Here is a 16,505-nt window from a genome sequence, read left to right on the forward strand (position 1 = left end):
ACGAAGAACGAATGGATCGCGTGGACCTCACATCCCCCACTGACGTCGTCGGACGGCGTGCCGACGCATACGCGGCCGCCGCGCTGCTCAACTGCCTGCTGCGAGAGGTCGCCGAGCCGCTCCCGGACCCCGGTGGGCGGCCGGCCCACCGGCTGCCCGGCACCGGGCGCCTGCTGCGGGTGCGGCCCGGCCGGCGGCCCGCCGACCCCGAGGTGCACGTCGCCGGGGACTGGCACCGCCTCGGCCACACCGAACTGGTCAAACTGGTCGCCGAGGAACTGCGCCGGCACACCGGGCTGCCGGGCGGTGATCTGCCCGCCGAGATGATCGACAGCCGGGAAGCGGTCGCCGCCCTGCTCACCGCCCGCGCCCGGGCGACGGCGCCCGAGGACCCGTACCTGCGCTCCGAGCAGTCCCTGATCACCGGTCACCCCTACCACCCCGCCCCCAAGGCGCGCGGCGGCGGCCCGGTCGCGTCCTGGCTGCCGTACGCCCCCGAGGCGCACGCGCACTTCCCGCTGGTGCTGCTCGGCGTCCGCGAGGACCAGGTGGCCGAGGAGGGCGACACCCGAGCCCTGGACGCCCTCGGCACGGCTCCGCCCGGCTACCGGCTGCTGCCCGCCCACCCCTGGCAGCTCGACCTGGTCGGCCACGACCTGGCTCCCGCCTTCGCCGACGGCCGCCTGGTCCGGCTCGGCACCACCGCCTTCGACACCTGGCCCACGGCGGCGATCCGCACGGTGTACGAGCCTGGGCGCGATCTGTTCCTGAAGTTCAGCCTCGATGTGCGCATCACCAACGACATCCGCCGCCTGTGGCGCCACGATCTGCTGAAAGTGCGCCGCACCGACACGGCCGTCGCCGGCGCCATCGCCGCCTCCGGAGCGCCGGCGGCCTGGTTGAGCGACCGCGGCTACCGCTCGGCCGCCTTCGCCTTCGAGGAATTGGCCGTCCTCGTCCGGGACGGGCTGCGCGGCCACCTCCTGGACGGCGCCACCCCGCTGCTCGCGGCCGGGCTCGCGGAGGGCTTCGACGGCAGTCCGCTGGCCGGCACGCCCGATCCACGGGCCTGGTGGGAGGCGTATCTGCGGCAGGTGGTCCCGCCCGCCCTCACGGCGTTCGACGGCCACGGGGTCGTTCTGGAGGCGCATCTGCAGAACACGCTGGTCGCCGTGGACGGGGCCGGCATGCCCGTGCAGGCGCTGTTCCGGGACGCCGAGGGCGCCAAGGTGCTCCCGGACGTCTCCCGTGCCGCCGGCTGGGAGCGGCTGGTGTACTGCCTGGTCGTCAACCACCTCGCCGAGATCGCGGCCGCGCTCGCCGAGCACCACCCCGGCCTCGACCCGTGGCCCGCCGCCCGCCGCGAGCTCGCCCGCCACGACCTGCCCGAGATCCCCGCCCTGCTCGCCTCACCCAGCCTGCCGGGCAAGACCAACCTGCTGCTGCGCTGGACGGGCGCGGACGGCGCCGACGCCCGCTATCTGCCCCTGCCGAACCCGCTGCGGGGCATCTGACCGAGAGCCGCGGTCCGGCAACGCCCTGAAGGTGCGCCGGGCCGCGTTCGGCACGCGGCTGCCCCGCGGGCGCCGCCTGCGAGGAAACGCGCGGACGCCGATGCCGGCCGGTACGCAATTCCCACCTCGACATGGTGACCGTACGACGGGACTTTCAGCCGCTACCGCGTTCAACCGGCGCGGAGGCACGGTTGAACAAATCGGCGGCACGGGACTTCTGTTGTATCCGTTATCCGGGTCCGTGTACGGTCATTTTCCGTCGAACTCCAATGGAAAACACCGTGTCCTGTCATTTGTGAAAAGGAACTGAAGGGGCATGAGAATGCGATCACCGGAGTCCGACGCCCCTTCCGCCGCGGTCGTCGCCGGACTCGGAACGTGCCTTCCCCGTACGGAAGTCGGCAATGCCGTGCTCGCGGAGCACCTGGACACCAGCGACGCCTGGATCCGTACGCGCACCGGCATAGCCGCCCGGCGCCGCGTCGCGCCGGACGTCTCCATGACGGACCTCGCCTGCTCGGCCGCGGCCGCCGCCCTGCGCTCGGCGGACCGTACCGCCGTGGACGCGCTCGTGCTCGCCACCACGACCCCGGACCGGCCCTGCCCCGCCGCCGCCCCCGAGGTAGCCCACCGCCTCGGACAGGGCGCGATACCGGCCTTCGACGTCTCGGCCGTGTGCAGCGGCTTCGTTTACGCGATGGCGACCGCCGCGGGACTGATCGGCGCCGGCATCGCGGACAGCGTCCTGGTGACGGCCGCCGAGGTGTACTCGCGCATCGTCGACCCGGCCGACCGCTCCACCGCGGTGGTCTTCGGTGACGGCGCGGGGGCGGTGGTGCTGCGCCGCGGCACCTCGCGGGAGCCGGGCGCCCTGCTCGCCTTCGACCTGGGCAGCGACGGCGCGGCCAGGGAGCTGATCCATGTGCCCGGCGAGCGCGAACAGCCCGAGGGCGCGCGCTGGTTCCGCATGGCGGGCCGCAAGGTCTACCTGCGGGCCATCGAGGAGATGACGAACTCGGCCCTGAAGGTGATGAAGGACTGCGCCTGGAGTCCGCAGACCGTCGGGGCCCTGGTGGCCCACCAGGCGAACGCGCGCATCATCGAGGCGGTCGCGGACCGGCTCCGGCTGCCGTCGGACGCGGCGGTGTGCGAGATCGCCCGGGTCGGCAACACCTCGGCCGCCTCGATCCCGCTCGCGCTGGCCGACGCCGCGGAAGGCGGCCGCCTCCAGCCCGGCTCCCGCACCGTACTCACCGCCTTCGGAGGCGGACTGACCTGGGGTTCGGCCGCACTCACCTGGCCGCGCCTGACGCCCGTACGTTCCGAGATCTGATCGAAGGGAATCCGCAGATGTTCGTCCCCTACCTCTCCGACCTCCTCGAGAAGTCCTACAAGGTCCCCGCCCCCATCGACCCCGACAAGTCCTTCCAGGAGCTGGAGGTGGACTCGCTGTCGCTGGCGGAACTCGGCGCACACCTGGAGGACGAGCTCGACGTCACCATCGACGAGGAGGAGCTCACACCCGCGACCACCGTGACCGCGCTGGCCGGGCTCCTGGAGGCCCGGGGGGCGGTCCTGACGGCATGACCGCACAACTGCGCGACCGTCTCGGTGTCGTCGTCACCGGCATCGGGATGGTCACACCGGTCGGAGTGACCACCGGCGTCGCCTGGAAGGCGACCTGCGCCGGTTCGGCCGGCGCCGCGGACGATCCGCGGCTCGCCGGTCTCGGTGTGTCCTTCAGCTGCGCCGTGACCGGCTTCGACGCGGAGCAGTCCTGCGGCGAAGACGCCCGCAGGATGGACCCCTTCACCCAGTTCGCCGTCGCCGCGGCCCGGGCGGCCGTCGCCGACGCGGGCGTGACCGAGGGGTCCTGGGACCCTTCCCGGGTCGGTGTCGTGCTCGGCACCGGGATCGGGGGGCAGCAGACCTGGGAGGAGCAGGGGCGGCGGATGGCGGACCGGGGACCGCGCGCGGTCAATCCGCTCACCGTCCCCAGGGCCATCGCCAACATCGTCTCCGGCACCGTGGCCCTCGACCTGGGGCTGCACGGCCCTTCGCTCTCCGTTTCCACGGCATGCGCCTCGGGCACCACCGCCCTGGGCGTGGCGCTGGACCTGCTGCGCGCCGGGCGGTGCGATGTGGTCCTCGCCGGAGGCACCGAAGCCACGGTGACCCCCTTGGTCACCACCGCCTTCGACCGCCTGAAGGCGCTGTCCAGAAACAGCGGGGACCCGGCGCGGGCATCCCGGCCGTTCGACGCGGGACGCGACGGCTTCGTCCTCGGAGAGGGCGCGTCCGTGCTCGTGCTGGAACGTGCGCAGGACGCCAGGGCCCGCGGCCTGCGCGGCTACGCCCGGCTGCTCGGATACGGCGCCTCCTCGGACGCCCACCACCTCACCGCCCCCGATCCCGAGGCGCACGGCGCCCGGCTCGCCCTGCGCCAGGCCCTCGCGGACGCGGGGGTCGGCGCGTCGGACGTCTCGCTGGTCAACGCGCATGCGACCGGCACCCCGCAGGGCGACGCGGTCGAGGCACGCCTCCTCGCCGGGATGTTCGGCACGGACACCGCCGTCACCTCCACCAAGGGCGTGACCGGCCATATGCTGGGCGCCGCGGGAGCGGTCGAGGCCGCGTTCACGGCCCTGTCGATCGACGAGGGAGTGATACCGCCCACCGCCAACTTCGAGACGCCCGACCCGGACCTGCCCGAGATCGACCTCGTGCACGGCGAGGCCCGGCACACCGCGGTGCCGGTCGCCGTCAGCAACTCCTTCGGGTTCGGCGGCCACAACGCGGTCGTCGTCCTCGGCGGCGTCTGACGCGGGTGGCTCCGCCGACGGACCGGCGCAGGTTCCGCCCACCGGGGCACCCGCCTGCTCGTCCCACGGCCGAGCAGGCGCGAGGACGGGTCATGCACGGACGGCCGGCGCACCGTCGGATCCGCCGTCGAGCCGGGTGGCGACGGCTTCGACGGCACCGAGGCCGCCGCGTTCCGGGTCGCCTCGACGGTCGGCTCCCGAACGGCCTTCGGCGCTGTTCGGCGGGCGACCTGACCGTCGCGGCCCACCCGGGTGTTCAACTGGCGCGGCAGTTGAACGGCGGCGGACGGCGGCCCTCGCCTCGGACCCGTGCCCCGAGGCGAGGGCGATGGTCCGGTGCGACATCCGCGGATGCGATGCATTCCGTCGATCCCCCGGAGGCCGGGCGGTCGACGAGGATCGGGGGCGGCGACCGCCGAATTCCGTGAGCCGGGCGGAGCGGAACGGAATCAATTCCGTTGGCTCTGGTTCCGGGTGTTTCGGTGACGAGATCGGCCGGCCCGGTAATTACGCCCGCTCTGTCTTTGCTCGTCGCCCGGTCCCCATGAATCATTTGCCGCGCTGCGCAGGCTGCCCGGGCCCCCTTTCGCCTAAGGCTCATGGCAACGACGCGCCGTCCGCGTGGTCAGGGCCAGTGGCGGCTCGGGCACTCCTCTCCGGCTGTCCCGTCCGGTTACCATGGTCACTTGATGTCGGAGGCGGAAGCACAGGGCACACCGCCATGGGCCGCGGAATGTAAGGCCGGGGAGTCGTGGGGCCTGGGAACATGCTGAGAGAGGTCACCGCAAACCACTACGTCGCACCCCTCCGGTCCGGTGGCTCCGTCCCCGGAGTCGTCGAGGCCGACGACCTCGGCACGTACGTCGTGAAGTTCACCGGCTCGGCACAGGGCCACAAGGCGCTGGTCGCCGAGGTGATCGTCGGAGAACTCGCCCGCGCGCTCGGCCTGCGCTTCCCGGAACTGGTCCTCGTCCACTTCGACCCGGCCATCGCCGCGGACGAGCCGCACCAGGAGGTGCGTGAGCTGCACGGCGCGAGCGCGGGGATCAACCTCGGCATGGACTACCTGCCGGGCGCCGCCGACTTCACCCCGCAGCTCGCGAAGTCCTTCCCGGTGGACCCCTTGGAGGCGGGCCGGATCGTCTGGCTCGACGCCCTGACCGTCAACGTGGACCGTACGGTCCACAGCTCGAACCTGATGATCTGGCCGACCTTCGGCACCGTGCCGCCCCGGCTCTGGCTCATCGACCACGGCGCCGCCCTCGTCTTCCACCACCGCTGGGACACCACGACCCCGGGCAAGAAGTACGACTTCCGCCACCACGCCCTCGGCCACTACGCCCCCGACGTCCGGGCCGCCGACGCGGAACTGGCTCCCCGGGTGACCGAGGAGCTGCTGCGTGGGATCGTCGCCGAGGTGCCGGACGCCTGGCTCGCCGAGGACGCGGGATTCGCGACCCCGGACGACGTCCGGGCCGCCTACGTCGACTACCTCCTCGCGCGCGTACGGTTGTCGTCAGAGTGGCTGCCCACCGACTTCCCGAGCCGCGAGGAACTCGCGGCCGAGGAGGCCGCCCGCGCGGCGAAGACACAAGCGGGCCGTCCGGCCTGGCTCCAGCGGGTCCCCGACCTGCACGGCAAGCCGGCGGCGGAACAGGATTGGTCGGTGCACCTGGGATGAGGACGGCCCGATGATCCAGCGCGTCCAGATCGAGTACTGCACCCAGTGCCGCTGGCTGCCCCGCGCGGCCTGGCTGGCGCAGGAGCTGCTCACCACCTTCGAGACCGAGCTGACCGAGCTGTCGCTCAAGCCCGGCACCGGGGGCGTCTTCGTCGTCCGGGTGAACGACGAGGTCGTCTGGGACCGCCGCGAGCAGGGGTTCCCGGAGCCCACGGCGGTGAAGCGGGCCGTACGCGACCGAGTGGCCCCGGGAAAGTCCCTGGGCCACTCGGACCGGGCCGCCGAGTGATATCGGCTCGGCGGGCGGCCGGCGTCCTGTGAAGGGAACCCGCAGGACGAGCCTCGACCTCGCGTCGCTGCTGCTCGGACTGGTCTTCGGCGTCGGCACCAACCTCCTCACCGCGGACCCGGACGGCTGGTGGGGACCGCTGCGCGCCGTGAACCGCTACGCCGCCGTGTGGCTTCCGGCCGGGGTCGCCGCGGTGATCGTCCGGGAACTCGGTCAGCGGTGGCGGGAGCGGCGCCGGGTGCCCTGGACCAGGGACGACAGCCCGTATCCCGGTCTGGATGCCTTCGCCGAGGACCGCACGCAGGTCTTCTTCGGACGCGAGGAGGAGACCCGGGACGCGGTGCGCGCACTGACCGCCGCCCGCTCGCCCGCGCAGCGCGTCCTCACCGTGGTCGGCCCGTCCGGCTGCGGAAAGTCCTCCTTCGTCGCGGCGGGCATCCTGCCGGAACTGAGGCGCCGCCGCTGTGCGGTCCTCGGCCCCCTCAGACTCGGTTCCAGCCCCTTCCTCGCCCTCGCGCAGGCCCTGGCGCCGCGCGCGGCGGAACGGCAGGACGACGCGGTCGTACGACTCGCGCGCGAGGTACGCCGAGAAGCCTCGGACGGAGGCGATGTGACGGCGTGCCTGGCCGCGCTGCGAGCGGCCCAGGGGCACCGGGCGCGGATCGTCCTCGCGATCGACCAGTTCGAGGACGTCGTGCGGATGACCTCGCCCGCCGAACGCGAGCTGTTCCTCAGGGTGTTACGGGCGTCCACGGATGCGCACCCGCAGCTGCACCTCGTCCTCACCCTGCCGTCCGGCTTCCTGCGCGACCCCGCGCTGGAGCGGTACGACGACCTTCTGCGCACCCGGTTCCCGCTGGGCACGCTCACCTCGCGGCAGACCAGGGCGGTCATCGCGGGTCCGGCGCGAGCGGCGGGCGCGCGCATCGCCGAGGAGGTGGTGGACGACCTGGTGGTCGAGGCCACCGAGGGCGACGCCCTGCCCCTGCTCGGCCAGTTGCTGCGCGACCTGTACGAGGCGGCGGGCCCGGACCACGTCATCGGGCGGGACCTGCTGGAGCGGACCGGGCCGCTGTCCCAGGCCATCGCCCGGTACGCGGAAGGCGCCTGCGAGCGGCTCGTCGCCGAACACCCCGAAGAACGGGTGGAGGCGGTGCTCCTGAGGTTCGTCGCCTGGGACGAACGGGGCGTGTCCCGGCAGTCCGTACGCAGGCCCGCCCTGGACCCGGAGGCTCTCGCGATCGTCGAGGCCCTGCGCCAGGCCCGTCTGGTGACGGACGTCGACGACGGCGAGGCCTTCGACCTCGTCCACGAGGCACTGCTGCGGCACTGGCCCCGACTGCGTGGACTGACGGATCGTCACCAGGCCGTACTGCGCCGTATCACCGACCTCGAACGCCGGGCGGCGGCCTGGTTGGCGAACGACCGGGCGGCGGACGACCTGCTGCACGGACAGCGGCTCGCGCAGGCGCTGGAGCTGATCGGTGCGCACGGCGTCTCCGAGGCCCTGACCGAGCTGGTCGCCGCGTCCCGGGCCAGACAGGAGGCGGTCGCCGAGGAGCGCGCCGACGACCTCGCGGAGCGGGCCCAGCAGGCCTACGCGCTGCGCGGGGAGCGCCGGCTGGCGCTGGCGCTGACGGCCGCCGCGGTACGGGAGTTCACGGCGACCGAGAAGGTGGCGCTCACGCTGTGGGGTGTCGCGAAGGACCCGGTGGTCGACAGCCTGGGATTCGGACACGCGGGGAAGGTGCTCGCCCTCGGCTGGGATCCGGTGAGCGGGCATCTGCGGACCGTCGGGTCGGAGGGCGACCTGTGCACCTGGACGGCGCGGGGTGACCTCGTCGGTCAGGAGCCCCTGGGTCTGGGGGAGCTGCGGGGTGCCGGCTTCAGCGGTGGCGGGGACGCGTACTGGGCGGACACCGAGGACCTGCTCACCGTGCGGCGCTTCGACACCCCGGAATTCTCGTCCGCCTCGCGTGCGGCGGCCGTCTTCGGGGACCGGACGATCGGGCTGTCTCCCGACGGCTGGCAGGCCGCCGCTCAACTGTCGGACAGGAGGGTCGACATCATCGACTTCGCTCCTGTGCCGCGGGGCCGGCTTCCCGACGATCACCGTTCCTTCGAGGCGCCGCCGGTCAACGCGCTGACCTGGTCGCCCGACTCCTCGCTCCTCGCCCTGTTCACCTGGCGTGAGCTGCACGTCGTCCGTGTGCCGGACGGCGACCCGGCCTGGCGGCTCGCCAGAGGCGATGACGAACTGCCCGGCACCACTTCCTGGTTCGCGTGGGCCCCCGACGGCCGTCGCGCCGCCCAGGTGTCCGGCCGGACCCTGCGGATCAGGGCCGCCGAGGACGGGACCGTCCTGGACGAGTGGGACACCGGGGTGGACGCCGGCGGTGTCTTCTGGTCGCCCGACGGACAACTGGTGGCCGTGGCGGTGTCCGACGCCGGCCAGGGAGCGGACGCGGCGATCACGGTGTGGCGGGTCGCCGACCGCACGCCGCTGCGCCGGCTGCGCGCCCCCTGGGGTGCCGAGGAGATCGCCTGGCGCGCCGACAGCGCCTGCTTCGCCTGGCGGTCGATCAGCGACGTGTGGATCGGCGATCACGGTTCATGGCGTCCCAGGGCGCTGCCGGGCGGCTTGCTGCGCGGCGTTTCGTCGGAAGCCGGGCGGGTGGCCGCCACCGTGCTGGGAGGCGACGCCGTCTATGTGACGGAGCCGGGCACCGGCACCGTGCCGCGGAAGCTCGTCACGGCCCGTGACCCGAAGCCGGTGCTGCTCGCCTGGCGGCCGGGGGCGGAGCGGCTGGCGGTCTCCTTCGCCGGCGGCCGAGTGGAGATGGTGGACCCCGCCTCGGGCCGCTGTGCCGCCGCGATGTCCACGGCGTACGACATGGTGGACCGCGTCCTGTGGTCCCCGGACGGCTCACTCCTCGCCACGGCCAGCCATGACTTCGTGACGGCCGCCTACCGCATCGAGGTCTGGGATCCCCTGACGGGGAGCCGCACGGCCCGGACGGAGGACATCGAGCGCGGGACCGGGGTGCTGGCCTGGAGTCCCGACGGCGGTCGTCTGGTGACCGCCGAGAAAGAGGGCCCCCTGGTGGTCCGGGACGCGTCGACCGGCCGTCGGCTGCTCGACATCCCCGTGGGCGAGGGAGCCACCGCCGGCGGTGCCTGCTGGTCGCCCGACGGACGGCGGCTCGCCTTCCTCGACGGGGAGTCGGCCGTACGGATCCGCGGTGCCGACGACGGCACACCCCTGGTGCGCTCCGCCGCCACCTACGGGAAGGCCGTCGTCATCCTGTGGTCCCCCGACGGACGGCTGCTCGCGACCGCGGGGGACGGGTGGGTCGCCTTCTGGCGGGCGGAGACGGGGGAGTGCCAGGCCGTGTCCCGGCTGAAGTGCCTGGTGCCGCTGGACGCGCACTGGTCCGGGGACGGCCGCTCGTTCGTCGTCATCGGCGAGGACCACCGCCGCTACACCTGGTCGCTGCCGGACCGCACGTACGCCCGGCAGTGCGCGGCGCTCCTGGAAGGGGCGGCGGACGAACTGCGGGAGCTGACCATCGAGGAGCGCCGGCGTCACGGACTGTCCGCGTGACCGCCCCCGGCACCGGGCGGTGCCGGGGGCGCGGGCGGGGTCAGCCGCGCAGCCGCTCGTACGCCGGCAGGGTGAGGAAGTCGGCGTAGTCCTCGTCGAGGGACACCTGGAGCAGCAGGTCGTGCGCCTCCTGCCAGTGGCCGGCCGCGAAGGCCTGCTCGCCGATCTCCTTGCGGATCGCGTCCAGTTCCTCGGCGGCGACCTTGCGGGCCAGCTCCGGGGTGGCCTTGTCGCCGTTCTCGAACTCGACGCCCGCGTTGATCCACTGCCAGATCTGGGAGCGGGAGATCTCGGCGGTGGCCGCGTCCTCCATCAGATTGAAGATGGCGACCGCGCCGAGCCCGCGCAGCCAGGCCTCGATGTAACGGATGCCGACCTGGACGGCGTTGACGAGACCGTGGTACGTCGGGCTCGCGTTCAGCGAGTCGACGGCGATGAGGTCGGCCGCCTCCACGTGGACGTCCTCGCGCAGCCGGTCCTTCTGGTTCGGCTTGTCGCCGAGGACGCGGTCGAAGGACTCCATGGCGATCGGGACCAGGTCCGGGTGGGCGACCCAGGAGCCGTCGAAGCCGTCGTTCGCCTCGCGGTCCTTGTCGGCGCGGACCTTCTCGAAGGCCACCTTGTTGACCTCGGGGTCCTTGCGGGAGGGGATGAAGGCCGCCATGCCGCCGACGGCGTGCGCCCCGCGCTTGTGGCAGGTGCGGACGAGGAGTTCGGTGTACGCCCGCATGAACGGGGCGGTCATCGTGACCGCGTTGCGGTCCGGCAGGACGAACCTCGGCCCGCCGTCACGGAAGTTCTTGACGATCGAGAACAGGTAGTCCCAGCGGCCGGCGTTCAACCCCGAGGCGTGGTCGCGCAGTTCGTAGAGGATCTCCTCCATCTCGTACGCGGCCGTGATCGTCTCGATCAGGACGGTCGCGCGGATGGTTCCCTGCGGGATGCCGACATAGTCCTGCGCGAAGACGAACACGTCGTTCCACAGGCGGGCTTCGAGGTGCGACTCGGTCTTGGGCAGGTAGAAGTACGGGCCCTTGCCGAGGTTCAGCAGACGCCGGGCGTTGTGGAAGAAGTACAGGCCGAAGTCGACGAAGGCGCCGGGAACAGCCGTGCCGTCGGCGTCGACGAGGTGGCGCTCGTTCAGATGCCAGCCGCGCGGGCGCATGACGACCGTGGCCAGCTCCTCGTCCGGGCGCAGCGCGTAGGACTTCCCGGAGCCCGGGTCGGTGAAGTCGATGCTGCGGGTGTAGGCGTCGACCAGGTTGATCTGGCCGAGGACCACGTTCTCCCAGGTGGGGGCGGAGGCGTCCTCGAAGTCGGCGAGCCAGACCTTCGCGCCCGAGTTGAGCGCGTTGATGGTCATCTTGCGGTCGGTGGGGCCGGTGATCTCGACGCGCCTGTCGTCGAGCGCGGCCGGGGCCGGGGCGACCTTCCAGGAGTCGTCCGCGCGCACGGCGGCCGTCTCCGGAAGGAAGTCGAGCGTGGAGGTGCGGGCGATCTCGGCGCGGCGCTCGGCCCGGCGGGCGAGGAGTTCATCACGGCGCGGGGTGAACCGCCGGTGCAGTTCCGCCACGAAGGCGAGCGCCGCGTCGGTGAGGACCTCCTCCTGCCGGGGCAGGGGCTCGGCGTCGACGATGGCCAGCGGAGACGGCGCTGGTGCGGACATGAGCTGTCACTTCCTTCAGCGGTGGCACCGGGTGCCAAGAGGCACGAATAGGGCAAATGGCGTCCACTGTGCGGTCGGACGCTTCTGAACAGTGGATAGTAGTTTCCTCATTGTGGAACTTCAATGGTTTGTTGATATCGAGATTCTCTGGGTCGAGGCAAGGTGGCGCTCAGTGCCACCCCGTTCACTCAAGGTGGCTCAGATCGGCCTCGGTGTCGATGTCGTACGGCGCGGCCACGTCCGCGCACTCCACCAGCCTGATCGCCGCCGCGTGATCCTTCAGGTAGGCGCGTGCCCCCCGGTCACCGGTGGCCGTCGCCGCGATGCCCGGCCAGTGCGCCGCGCCGAAGAGCACGGGATGCCCGCGCACGCCGTCGTAGGCGGCCGAGACCAGCGAGTTCTGGTCCTCGTACGCGCCGAGTACCCGTGTCACCGCCGCCGGCCCGATCCCCGGCTGGTCGACCAGGCTCACCAGGGCCGCGCGTGCGCCCGTGCCGGTGAGCGAGCCGAGCCCGGCGCGCAGGGAGGAGCCCATGCCCTCGGCCCAGTCGGGATTGTCCACGAGAACGCAGCCGTCCAGCTCGGCGCGGGCCCGGACCTCGTCGGCCCGCGCCCCGAGCACGACGTGGATCCGTCCGCACCCGGCCGTCCGCAGCACGCCGACCGCGTGTTCGACCAGGGGGCGCCCCCGGTGCTCCAGCAGCGCCTTGGGCCGCCCGCCGAGCCGTCTGCCGCCGCCCGCCGCGAGCAGCAGCCCGGCGATCTCCTCGTATCGGTCCCGCTCGTCCGTCATGCGTCCTGCATACCTGACGCGGAAGGCGACGGCCGGATTCCTTGGGCTGAATTTCGGTCCGCGCGGTGGCGCTCCCGCACGAGGTGGCGTTAACTGACCCGCGCACGAGGGAGCGGCAGGGGGGAGAGCTGTGTTGCGGAGCTTGGGACAGAGGCGAGTGACCGGCAGCGGCGAGGACCCGAGAGTGGTGGAGCTGCGGACCGCGGTGTCCCGGCTGCGCCGCGAACTCGCCGCGTTACCGTCCGAGTTCCCCGACCGCGGCATAGCCGAGGACGAACTGGCCACGCTGGCGGCGATGGCGGCCGGAGGCCTTCCCGAGACCCCGCGCCTGCGCAGTTCCCTGCTCCTGATCGCGGGCGCGATCGGCTCCGTCAGCGCGCTTGCGCGGGGGTTGTCGGACGTACGCCAGGCGGTGGATCTGTTCGGGGAGTCGCCGAGGTCTTGAAAGCGCTGGTGAGGTGGCGGCCGCAGGGGCGCGGGGAACTGCGCGAACGGCCACCACGCGCCCGCGGTCGCCGAAAGCCGGCAGTACTCCCTCTCTCAGGCGCCAGAACTGGCCAGTGCCTGGGACAACTCCAGGGCGACCTGCTGCAGCACCGGCACGATCTGCTCGGTCGCGGCCTCGGTGACCCGTCCGGCAGGCCCCGAGATCGAAATCGCCGCGGCCGTCGGAGACTGAGGCACGGACACCGCGAGGCACCGCACCCCGATCTCCTGCTCGTTGTCGTCGACCGCGTACCCCAGGCGCCGCACGTCGTCCAGAGCCCCCAGGAATCCGTCCGGTGTGATGATCGTCTTCTCCGTGGCGGCCGGCATACCCGTTCGGGAGAGCAGCGCACGCACCTCGTCGTCGGGCACGTTCGCCAGCAGCGCCTTGCCCACGCCGGTGGAGTGCGGCAGGACCCGTCGGCCCACCTCGGTGAACATCCGCATCGAGTGCTTCGACGGCACCTGCGCGACGTACACGATCTCGTCGCCGTCCAGCAGCGCCATGTTCGCCGTCTCGCCGGTCTCCTCCACCAGCCGGGCCAGATACGGCCGCGCCCATGTGCCGAGCAGCCGTGAGGCGGACTCGCCGAGGCGGATCAGGCGCGGGCCGAGCGCGTACCGGCGGTTCGGCTGCTGTCGGACGTAACCGCAGGCCACCAGCGTGCGCATCAGCCGGTGGATGGTGGGCAGCGGCAGTCCGCTGGACGCGGACAGCTCGCTCAGGCCGACCTCGCCGCCCGCGTCCGCCATCCGCTCGAGCAGATCGAAGGCACGCTCCAGGGACTGGACCCCGCCGCTGGCGGAGGACTTCGCGGAGTCGGTGGTGCTGGCGTCGGACGTCGGCACGGCGCGTTCCTTTCGGGGCTGGCAGGAAGGGCAGAAGCCTACCCGGCAGTCGGTTGACTCCCTGCTCGTACGTAACTACGTTCTGTCTGTCGGAATTGTAATTCCGTGTTGTGGAAACGTCCAGAGTGGACGCCCGCCCGCATCGCTCAGAAGTGTGCCCCTTGACGGCGGGATGACGGGAGTGAAGACTCCTTCAACAGAACGTTGAATTCCGTTACGTGGGTGTAAATCCCGTTTCCTGGACGTAAAACGGTGGCAGAGAGAGAGGTTCGGGTGTCCGACGCTGAACTGGTGCTGCGTTCGACGCGCGTCATCACTCCGGAAGGGACGCGGGCCGCCACGGTCACCGTGTCCGCCGGCACGATCACGGCCGTCCTGCCGTACGACGCCGAGGTCCCGGGCGCGGCACGCGTGGAAGACCTCGGCGACCACGTCCTGCTGCCCGGCCTGGTCGACACCCATGTGCACGTCAACGATCCCGGCCGCACCGAGTGGGAAGGCTTCTGGACCGCCACGCGCGCGGCGGCGGCCGGCGGCATCACCACCCTGATCGACATGCCGCTCAACTCCCTCCCGCCGACCACCACGGTCGAGAACCTGCGGGTCAAGCAGCGGGTCGCCGCCGACAAGGCGCACATCGACGTCGGTTTCTGGGGCGGCGCACTGCCCGACAACGTCAAAGACCTGCGCCCGCTGCACGACGCCGGGGTCTTCGGCTTCAAGGCGTTCCTGTCGCCGTCCGGCGTCGACGAGTTCCCGCACCTCGACCAGGACCGGCTCGCCCGGTCCCTGGCGGAGACGGCCGGCTTCGACGGCCTGCTGATCGTGCACGCCGAGGACCCGCACCACCTCGCCGTCGCCCCGCAGCACGGCGGCCCCAAGTACGCGGACTTCCTGGCCTCCCGCCCGCGCGACGCCGAGGACACGGCCATCGCGAACCTCATCGCGCAGGCCAGGCGCCTGGGTGCGCGCGTGCACATCCTGCACCTGTCCTCCAGCGACGCCCTGCCGCTCATCGCGGCCGCCCGCGCCGAGGGCGTCCGCGTCACCGTGGAGACCTGCCCGCACTACCTCACCCTGACCGCCGAGGAAGTACCGGACGGCGCCAGCGAGTTCAAGTGCTGCCCGCCCATCCGCGAGGCCGCCAACCAGGACCTGCTCTGGCAGGCCCTGGCCGACGGCACCATCGACTGTGTCGTCACCGACCACTCGCCCTCCACGGCCGACCTGAAGACCGCCGACTTCGCCACTGCCTGGGGCGGCATCTCCGGTCTCCAGCTCAGCCTGCCGGCGGTGTGGACCGAGGCCCGCGAGCGCGGCCACGGCCTGGAGGACGTCGTCCGCTGGATGTCCACGCGGACGGCCGCCCTGGCCGGTCTCGGCACCCGCAAGGGCGCCATCGCGGCCGGCCACGACGCCGACTTCGCGGTGCTCGCACCCGACGAGACCTTCACCGTCGACCCGGCAGGCCTCCAGCACCGCAACCGGGTCACCGCGTACGCGGGCAAGACCCTGCACGGTGTCGTGAAGTCCACCTGGCTGCGCGGCGAACGCATCTTCGAGGACGGCGAGTTCACCGAGCCGAAGGGCCGCCTGCTCACCCGCCCCCAGTAAGCCGGCCTCCCGCGCCCGCACCCCTGCCGAGCACCGAAAGGACCCCCTGATCACCGTGACGGCGATACCCAGCTTCACCGGCGACGCGAACCCCTACCTGGGCGGCGACCCGTACGCGGACTACCGCACCGCCGACTTCCCCTTCACCCGGTACGCCAACCTGGCCGACCGGCAGCTCGGCGCCGGAGTCATCGCCGCCAACGACGAGTTCTTCGCCCAGCGCGAGAACCTGCTGGTGCCCGAGCCGGCCGAGTTCGACCCCGAACACTTCGGTCACAAGGGCAAGATCATGGACGGCTGGGAGACGCGGCGCCGCCGGGGTGCCTCGGCCGAACACCCCTGGCCGACGGCCGAGGACCACGACTGGGCGCTGGTCCGCCTCGGCGCGCCCGGCGTGATCCGCGGGATCGTGGTCGACACGGCCCACTTCCGCGGCAACTACCCGCAGGCGGTCTCGGTCGAGGGCGCCTCGGTGCCCGGCTCCCCGTCGCCCGAGGAGCTCCTGTCCGACGACGTGAAGTGGACGACGCTGGTCCCGCGCACACCGGTCGGCGGCCACGCGGCCAACGGCTTCGAGGTCCTGGCCGAACAGCGCTTCACGCACCTGCGCGTCAACCAGCACCCCGACGGCGGCATCGCGCGCCTGCGTGTGTACGGCGAGGTCGTACCCGACCCCGAGTGGCTGTCGGTCCTCGGCACCTTCGACGTGGTCGCGCTGGAGAACGGCGGCCAGGTCGAGGACGCCTCCAACCTCTTCTACTCCCCGGCCACCAACACCATCCAGCCGGGCCGCTCCCGCAAGATGGACGACGGCTGGGAGACCCGCCGCCGCCGCGACCAGGGCAACGACTGGATCCGCTACCGGCTGGCGGCCCGGTCCCAGATCCGCGCGGTCGAGATCGACACGGCCTACCTGAAGGGCAACAGCGCGGGCTGGGCGTCCGTCTCCGTGAAGGACGGCGAGGACGGCACCTGGACCGAGATCCTCCCGCGCACCCGCCTGCAGCCCGACACCAACCACCGTTTCGCCCTCCCGGCCCCCGCCGTGGGCACGCACGCGCGCGTGGACATCTATCCCGACGGCGGTATCTCCCGGCTGCGCCTGCACGGCTCCCTCACCCAGGAGGGCACGGCCGGCCTGGCGGCCCGCCACCAGGAGCTGGGTGGCTGACCCGCCCCATACGTGC

The 16,505-nt window shown here is 72.4% G+C and carries 13 protein-coding genes; 10 read left to right on the forward strand and 3 right to left on the reverse strand.

Translation table 11 applies throughout. From position 1 onward, the window contains the following. Positions 1-11 precede the first annotated feature (11 nt). The 7 genes from AVL59_RS13085 to AVL59_RS13115 all read left to right on the forward strand — a co-directional run bounded on the left by AVL59_RS13085 (position 12) and on the right by AVL59_RS13115 (position 9,910). Positions 12-1,514: an IucA/IucC family protein gene (locus AVL59_RS13085; protein WP_067303130.1), complete on the forward strand. Its 1,503-nt coding sequence runs from the start codon at positions 12-14 to the stop codon at positions 1,512-1,514. Positions 1,515-1,830: 316 nt separating this feature from the next. Beyond that, entirely contained in the window at positions 1,831-2,847 is a 1,017-nt protein-coding gene (locus tag AVL59_RS13090; RefSeq protein WP_099053055.1) for a beta-ketoacyl-ACP synthase 3, read from the forward strand. Between the two features lie 17 nt (positions 2,848-2,864). After that, a complete protein-coding gene (locus tag AVL59_RS13095) occupies positions 2,865-3,101 on the forward strand; it encodes an acyl carrier protein (RefSeq protein ID WP_067303135.1) in 237 nt (78 codons plus the stop codon). Next, positions 3,098-4,336: a beta-ketoacyl-[acyl-carrier-protein] synthase family protein gene (locus tag AVL59_RS13100; RefSeq protein ID WP_067303138.1), complete on the forward strand. Its 1,239-nt coding sequence runs from the start codon at positions 3,098-3,100 to the stop codon at positions 4,334-4,336. The genes AVL59_RS13095 and AVL59_RS13100 overlap by 4 nt, the downstream gene beginning before the upstream one ends. A gap of 766 nt (positions 4,337-5,102) precedes the next feature. Then, complete coding sequence (locus tag AVL59_RS13105) at positions 5,103-6,017, forward strand: HipA family kinase (protein ID WP_067303141.1); 915 nt, start codon at positions 5,103-5,105, stop codon at positions 6,015-6,017. 10 nt (positions 6,018-6,027) lie between these two features. Further along, the gene (locus tag AVL59_RS13110; RefSeq protein WP_067303144.1) at positions 6,028-6,306 is read left to right on the forward strand and encodes an Rdx family protein; all 279 of its coding nucleotides are present in this window, start codon (positions 6,028-6,030) and stop codon (positions 6,304-6,306) included. Between the two features lie 28 nt (positions 6,307-6,334). Beyond that, a complete protein-coding gene (locus AVL59_RS13115) occupies positions 6,335-9,910 on the forward strand; it encodes an NACHT and WD repeat domain-containing protein (RefSeq protein WP_067303147.1) in 3,576 nt (1,191 codons plus the stop codon). A 40-nt stretch (positions 9,911-9,950) separates the two neighbouring features. Here AVL59_RS13115 and aceB read toward each other — a convergent pair whose 3' ends face one another. Together aceB and AVL59_RS13125 are read right to left on the reverse strand one after the other, a co-directional pair. Further along, positions 9,951-11,576, reverse strand: a complete 1,626-nt coding sequence (gene aceB, locus AVL59_RS13120; RefSeq protein ID WP_067303149.1) for a malate synthase A — start codon at positions 11,574-11,576, stop codon at positions 9,951-9,953. 184 nt (positions 11,577-11,760) lie between these two features. Next, positions 11,761-12,369 (reverse strand): nucleotidyltransferase family protein, encoded by a 609-nt coding sequence (locus AVL59_RS13125; protein ID WP_067303152.1) that lies wholly within the window; start codon positions 12,367-12,369, stop codon positions 11,761-11,763. Positions 12,370-12,499: 130 nt separating this feature from the next. Here AVL59_RS13125 and AVL59_RS13130 point away from each other — a divergent pair, with 130 nt between their 5' ends. Beyond that, positions 12,500-12,814, forward strand: coding sequence for a DUF5955 family protein (locus tag AVL59_RS13130; RefSeq protein WP_079146671.1), 315 nt, complete (start codon positions 12,500-12,502; stop codon positions 12,812-12,814). Between the two features lie 95 nt (positions 12,815-12,909). On the opposite strand, the gene AVL59_RS13135 is transcribed toward AVL59_RS13130, so the two are convergent. Further along, positions 12,910-13,704 (reverse strand): IclR family transcriptional regulator, encoded by a 795-nt coding sequence (locus AVL59_RS13135; RefSeq protein ID WP_067303161.1) that lies wholly within the window; start codon positions 13,702-13,704, stop codon positions 12,910-12,912. 273 nt (positions 13,705-13,977) lie between these two features. On the opposite strand from AVL59_RS13135, the gene allB reads away from it, so the two are divergent. Together allB and alc are read left to right on the forward strand one after the other, a co-directional pair. After that, the gene (gene allB / locus AVL59_RS13140; protein WP_067303164.1) at positions 13,978-15,318 is read left to right on the forward strand and encodes an allantoinase AllB; all 1,341 of its coding nucleotides are present in this window, start codon (positions 13,978-13,980) and stop codon (positions 15,316-15,318) included. A 55-nt stretch (positions 15,319-15,373) separates the two neighbouring features. Then, positions 15,374-16,489 carry an allantoicase gene (gene alc, locus AVL59_RS13145; RefSeq protein WP_067303167.1) on the forward strand — a complete coding sequence of 372 codons (1,116 nt, stop codon included), beginning with the start codon at positions 15,374-15,376 and terminating at the stop codon, positions 16,487-16,489. Positions 16,490-16,505: the final 16 nt, after the last annotated feature.

Origin of the sequence: Streptomyces griseochromogenes (assembly GCF_001542625.1) — a bacterium.
In the GTDB taxonomy this organism is placed as follows: Bacteria; Actinomycetota; Actinomycetes; order Streptomycetales; family Streptomycetaceae; genus Streptomyces; species Streptomyces griseochromogenes.

Bases quoted from the DNA above. Each gene is read 5' to 3' on its own strand.
- AVL59_RS13085 (WP_067303130.1), top strand. From the start codon at position 12: ATGGATCGCGTGGACCTCACATCCCCCACTGACGTCGTCGGACGGCGT.
- AVL59_RS13090 (WP_099053055.1), top strand. From the start codon at position 1,831: ATGAGAATGCGATCACCGGAGTCCGACGCCCCTTCCGCCGCGGTCGTC.
- AVL59_RS13095 (WP_067303135.1), top strand. From the start codon at position 2,865: ATGTTCGTCCCCTACCTCTCCGACCTCCTCGAGAAGTCCTACAAGGTC.
- AVL59_RS13100 (WP_067303138.1), top strand. From the start codon at position 3,098: ATGACCGCACAACTGCGCGACCGTCTCGGTGTCGTCGTCACCGGCATC.
- AVL59_RS13105 (WP_067303141.1), top strand. From the start codon at position 5,103: ATGCTGAGAGAGGTCACCGCAAACCACTACGTCGCACCCCTCCGGTCC.
- AVL59_RS13110 (WP_067303144.1), top strand. From the start codon at position 6,028: ATGATCCAGCGCGTCCAGATCGAGTACTGCACCCAGTGCCGCTGGCTG.
- aceB (WP_067303149.1), bottom strand. From the start codon at position 11,576: ATGTCCGCACCAGCGCCGTCTCCGCTGGCCATCGTCGACGCCGAGCCC.
- AVL59_RS13125 (WP_067303152.1), bottom strand. From the start codon at position 12,369: ATGACGGACGAGCGGGACCGATACGAGGAGATCGCCGGGCTGCTGCTC.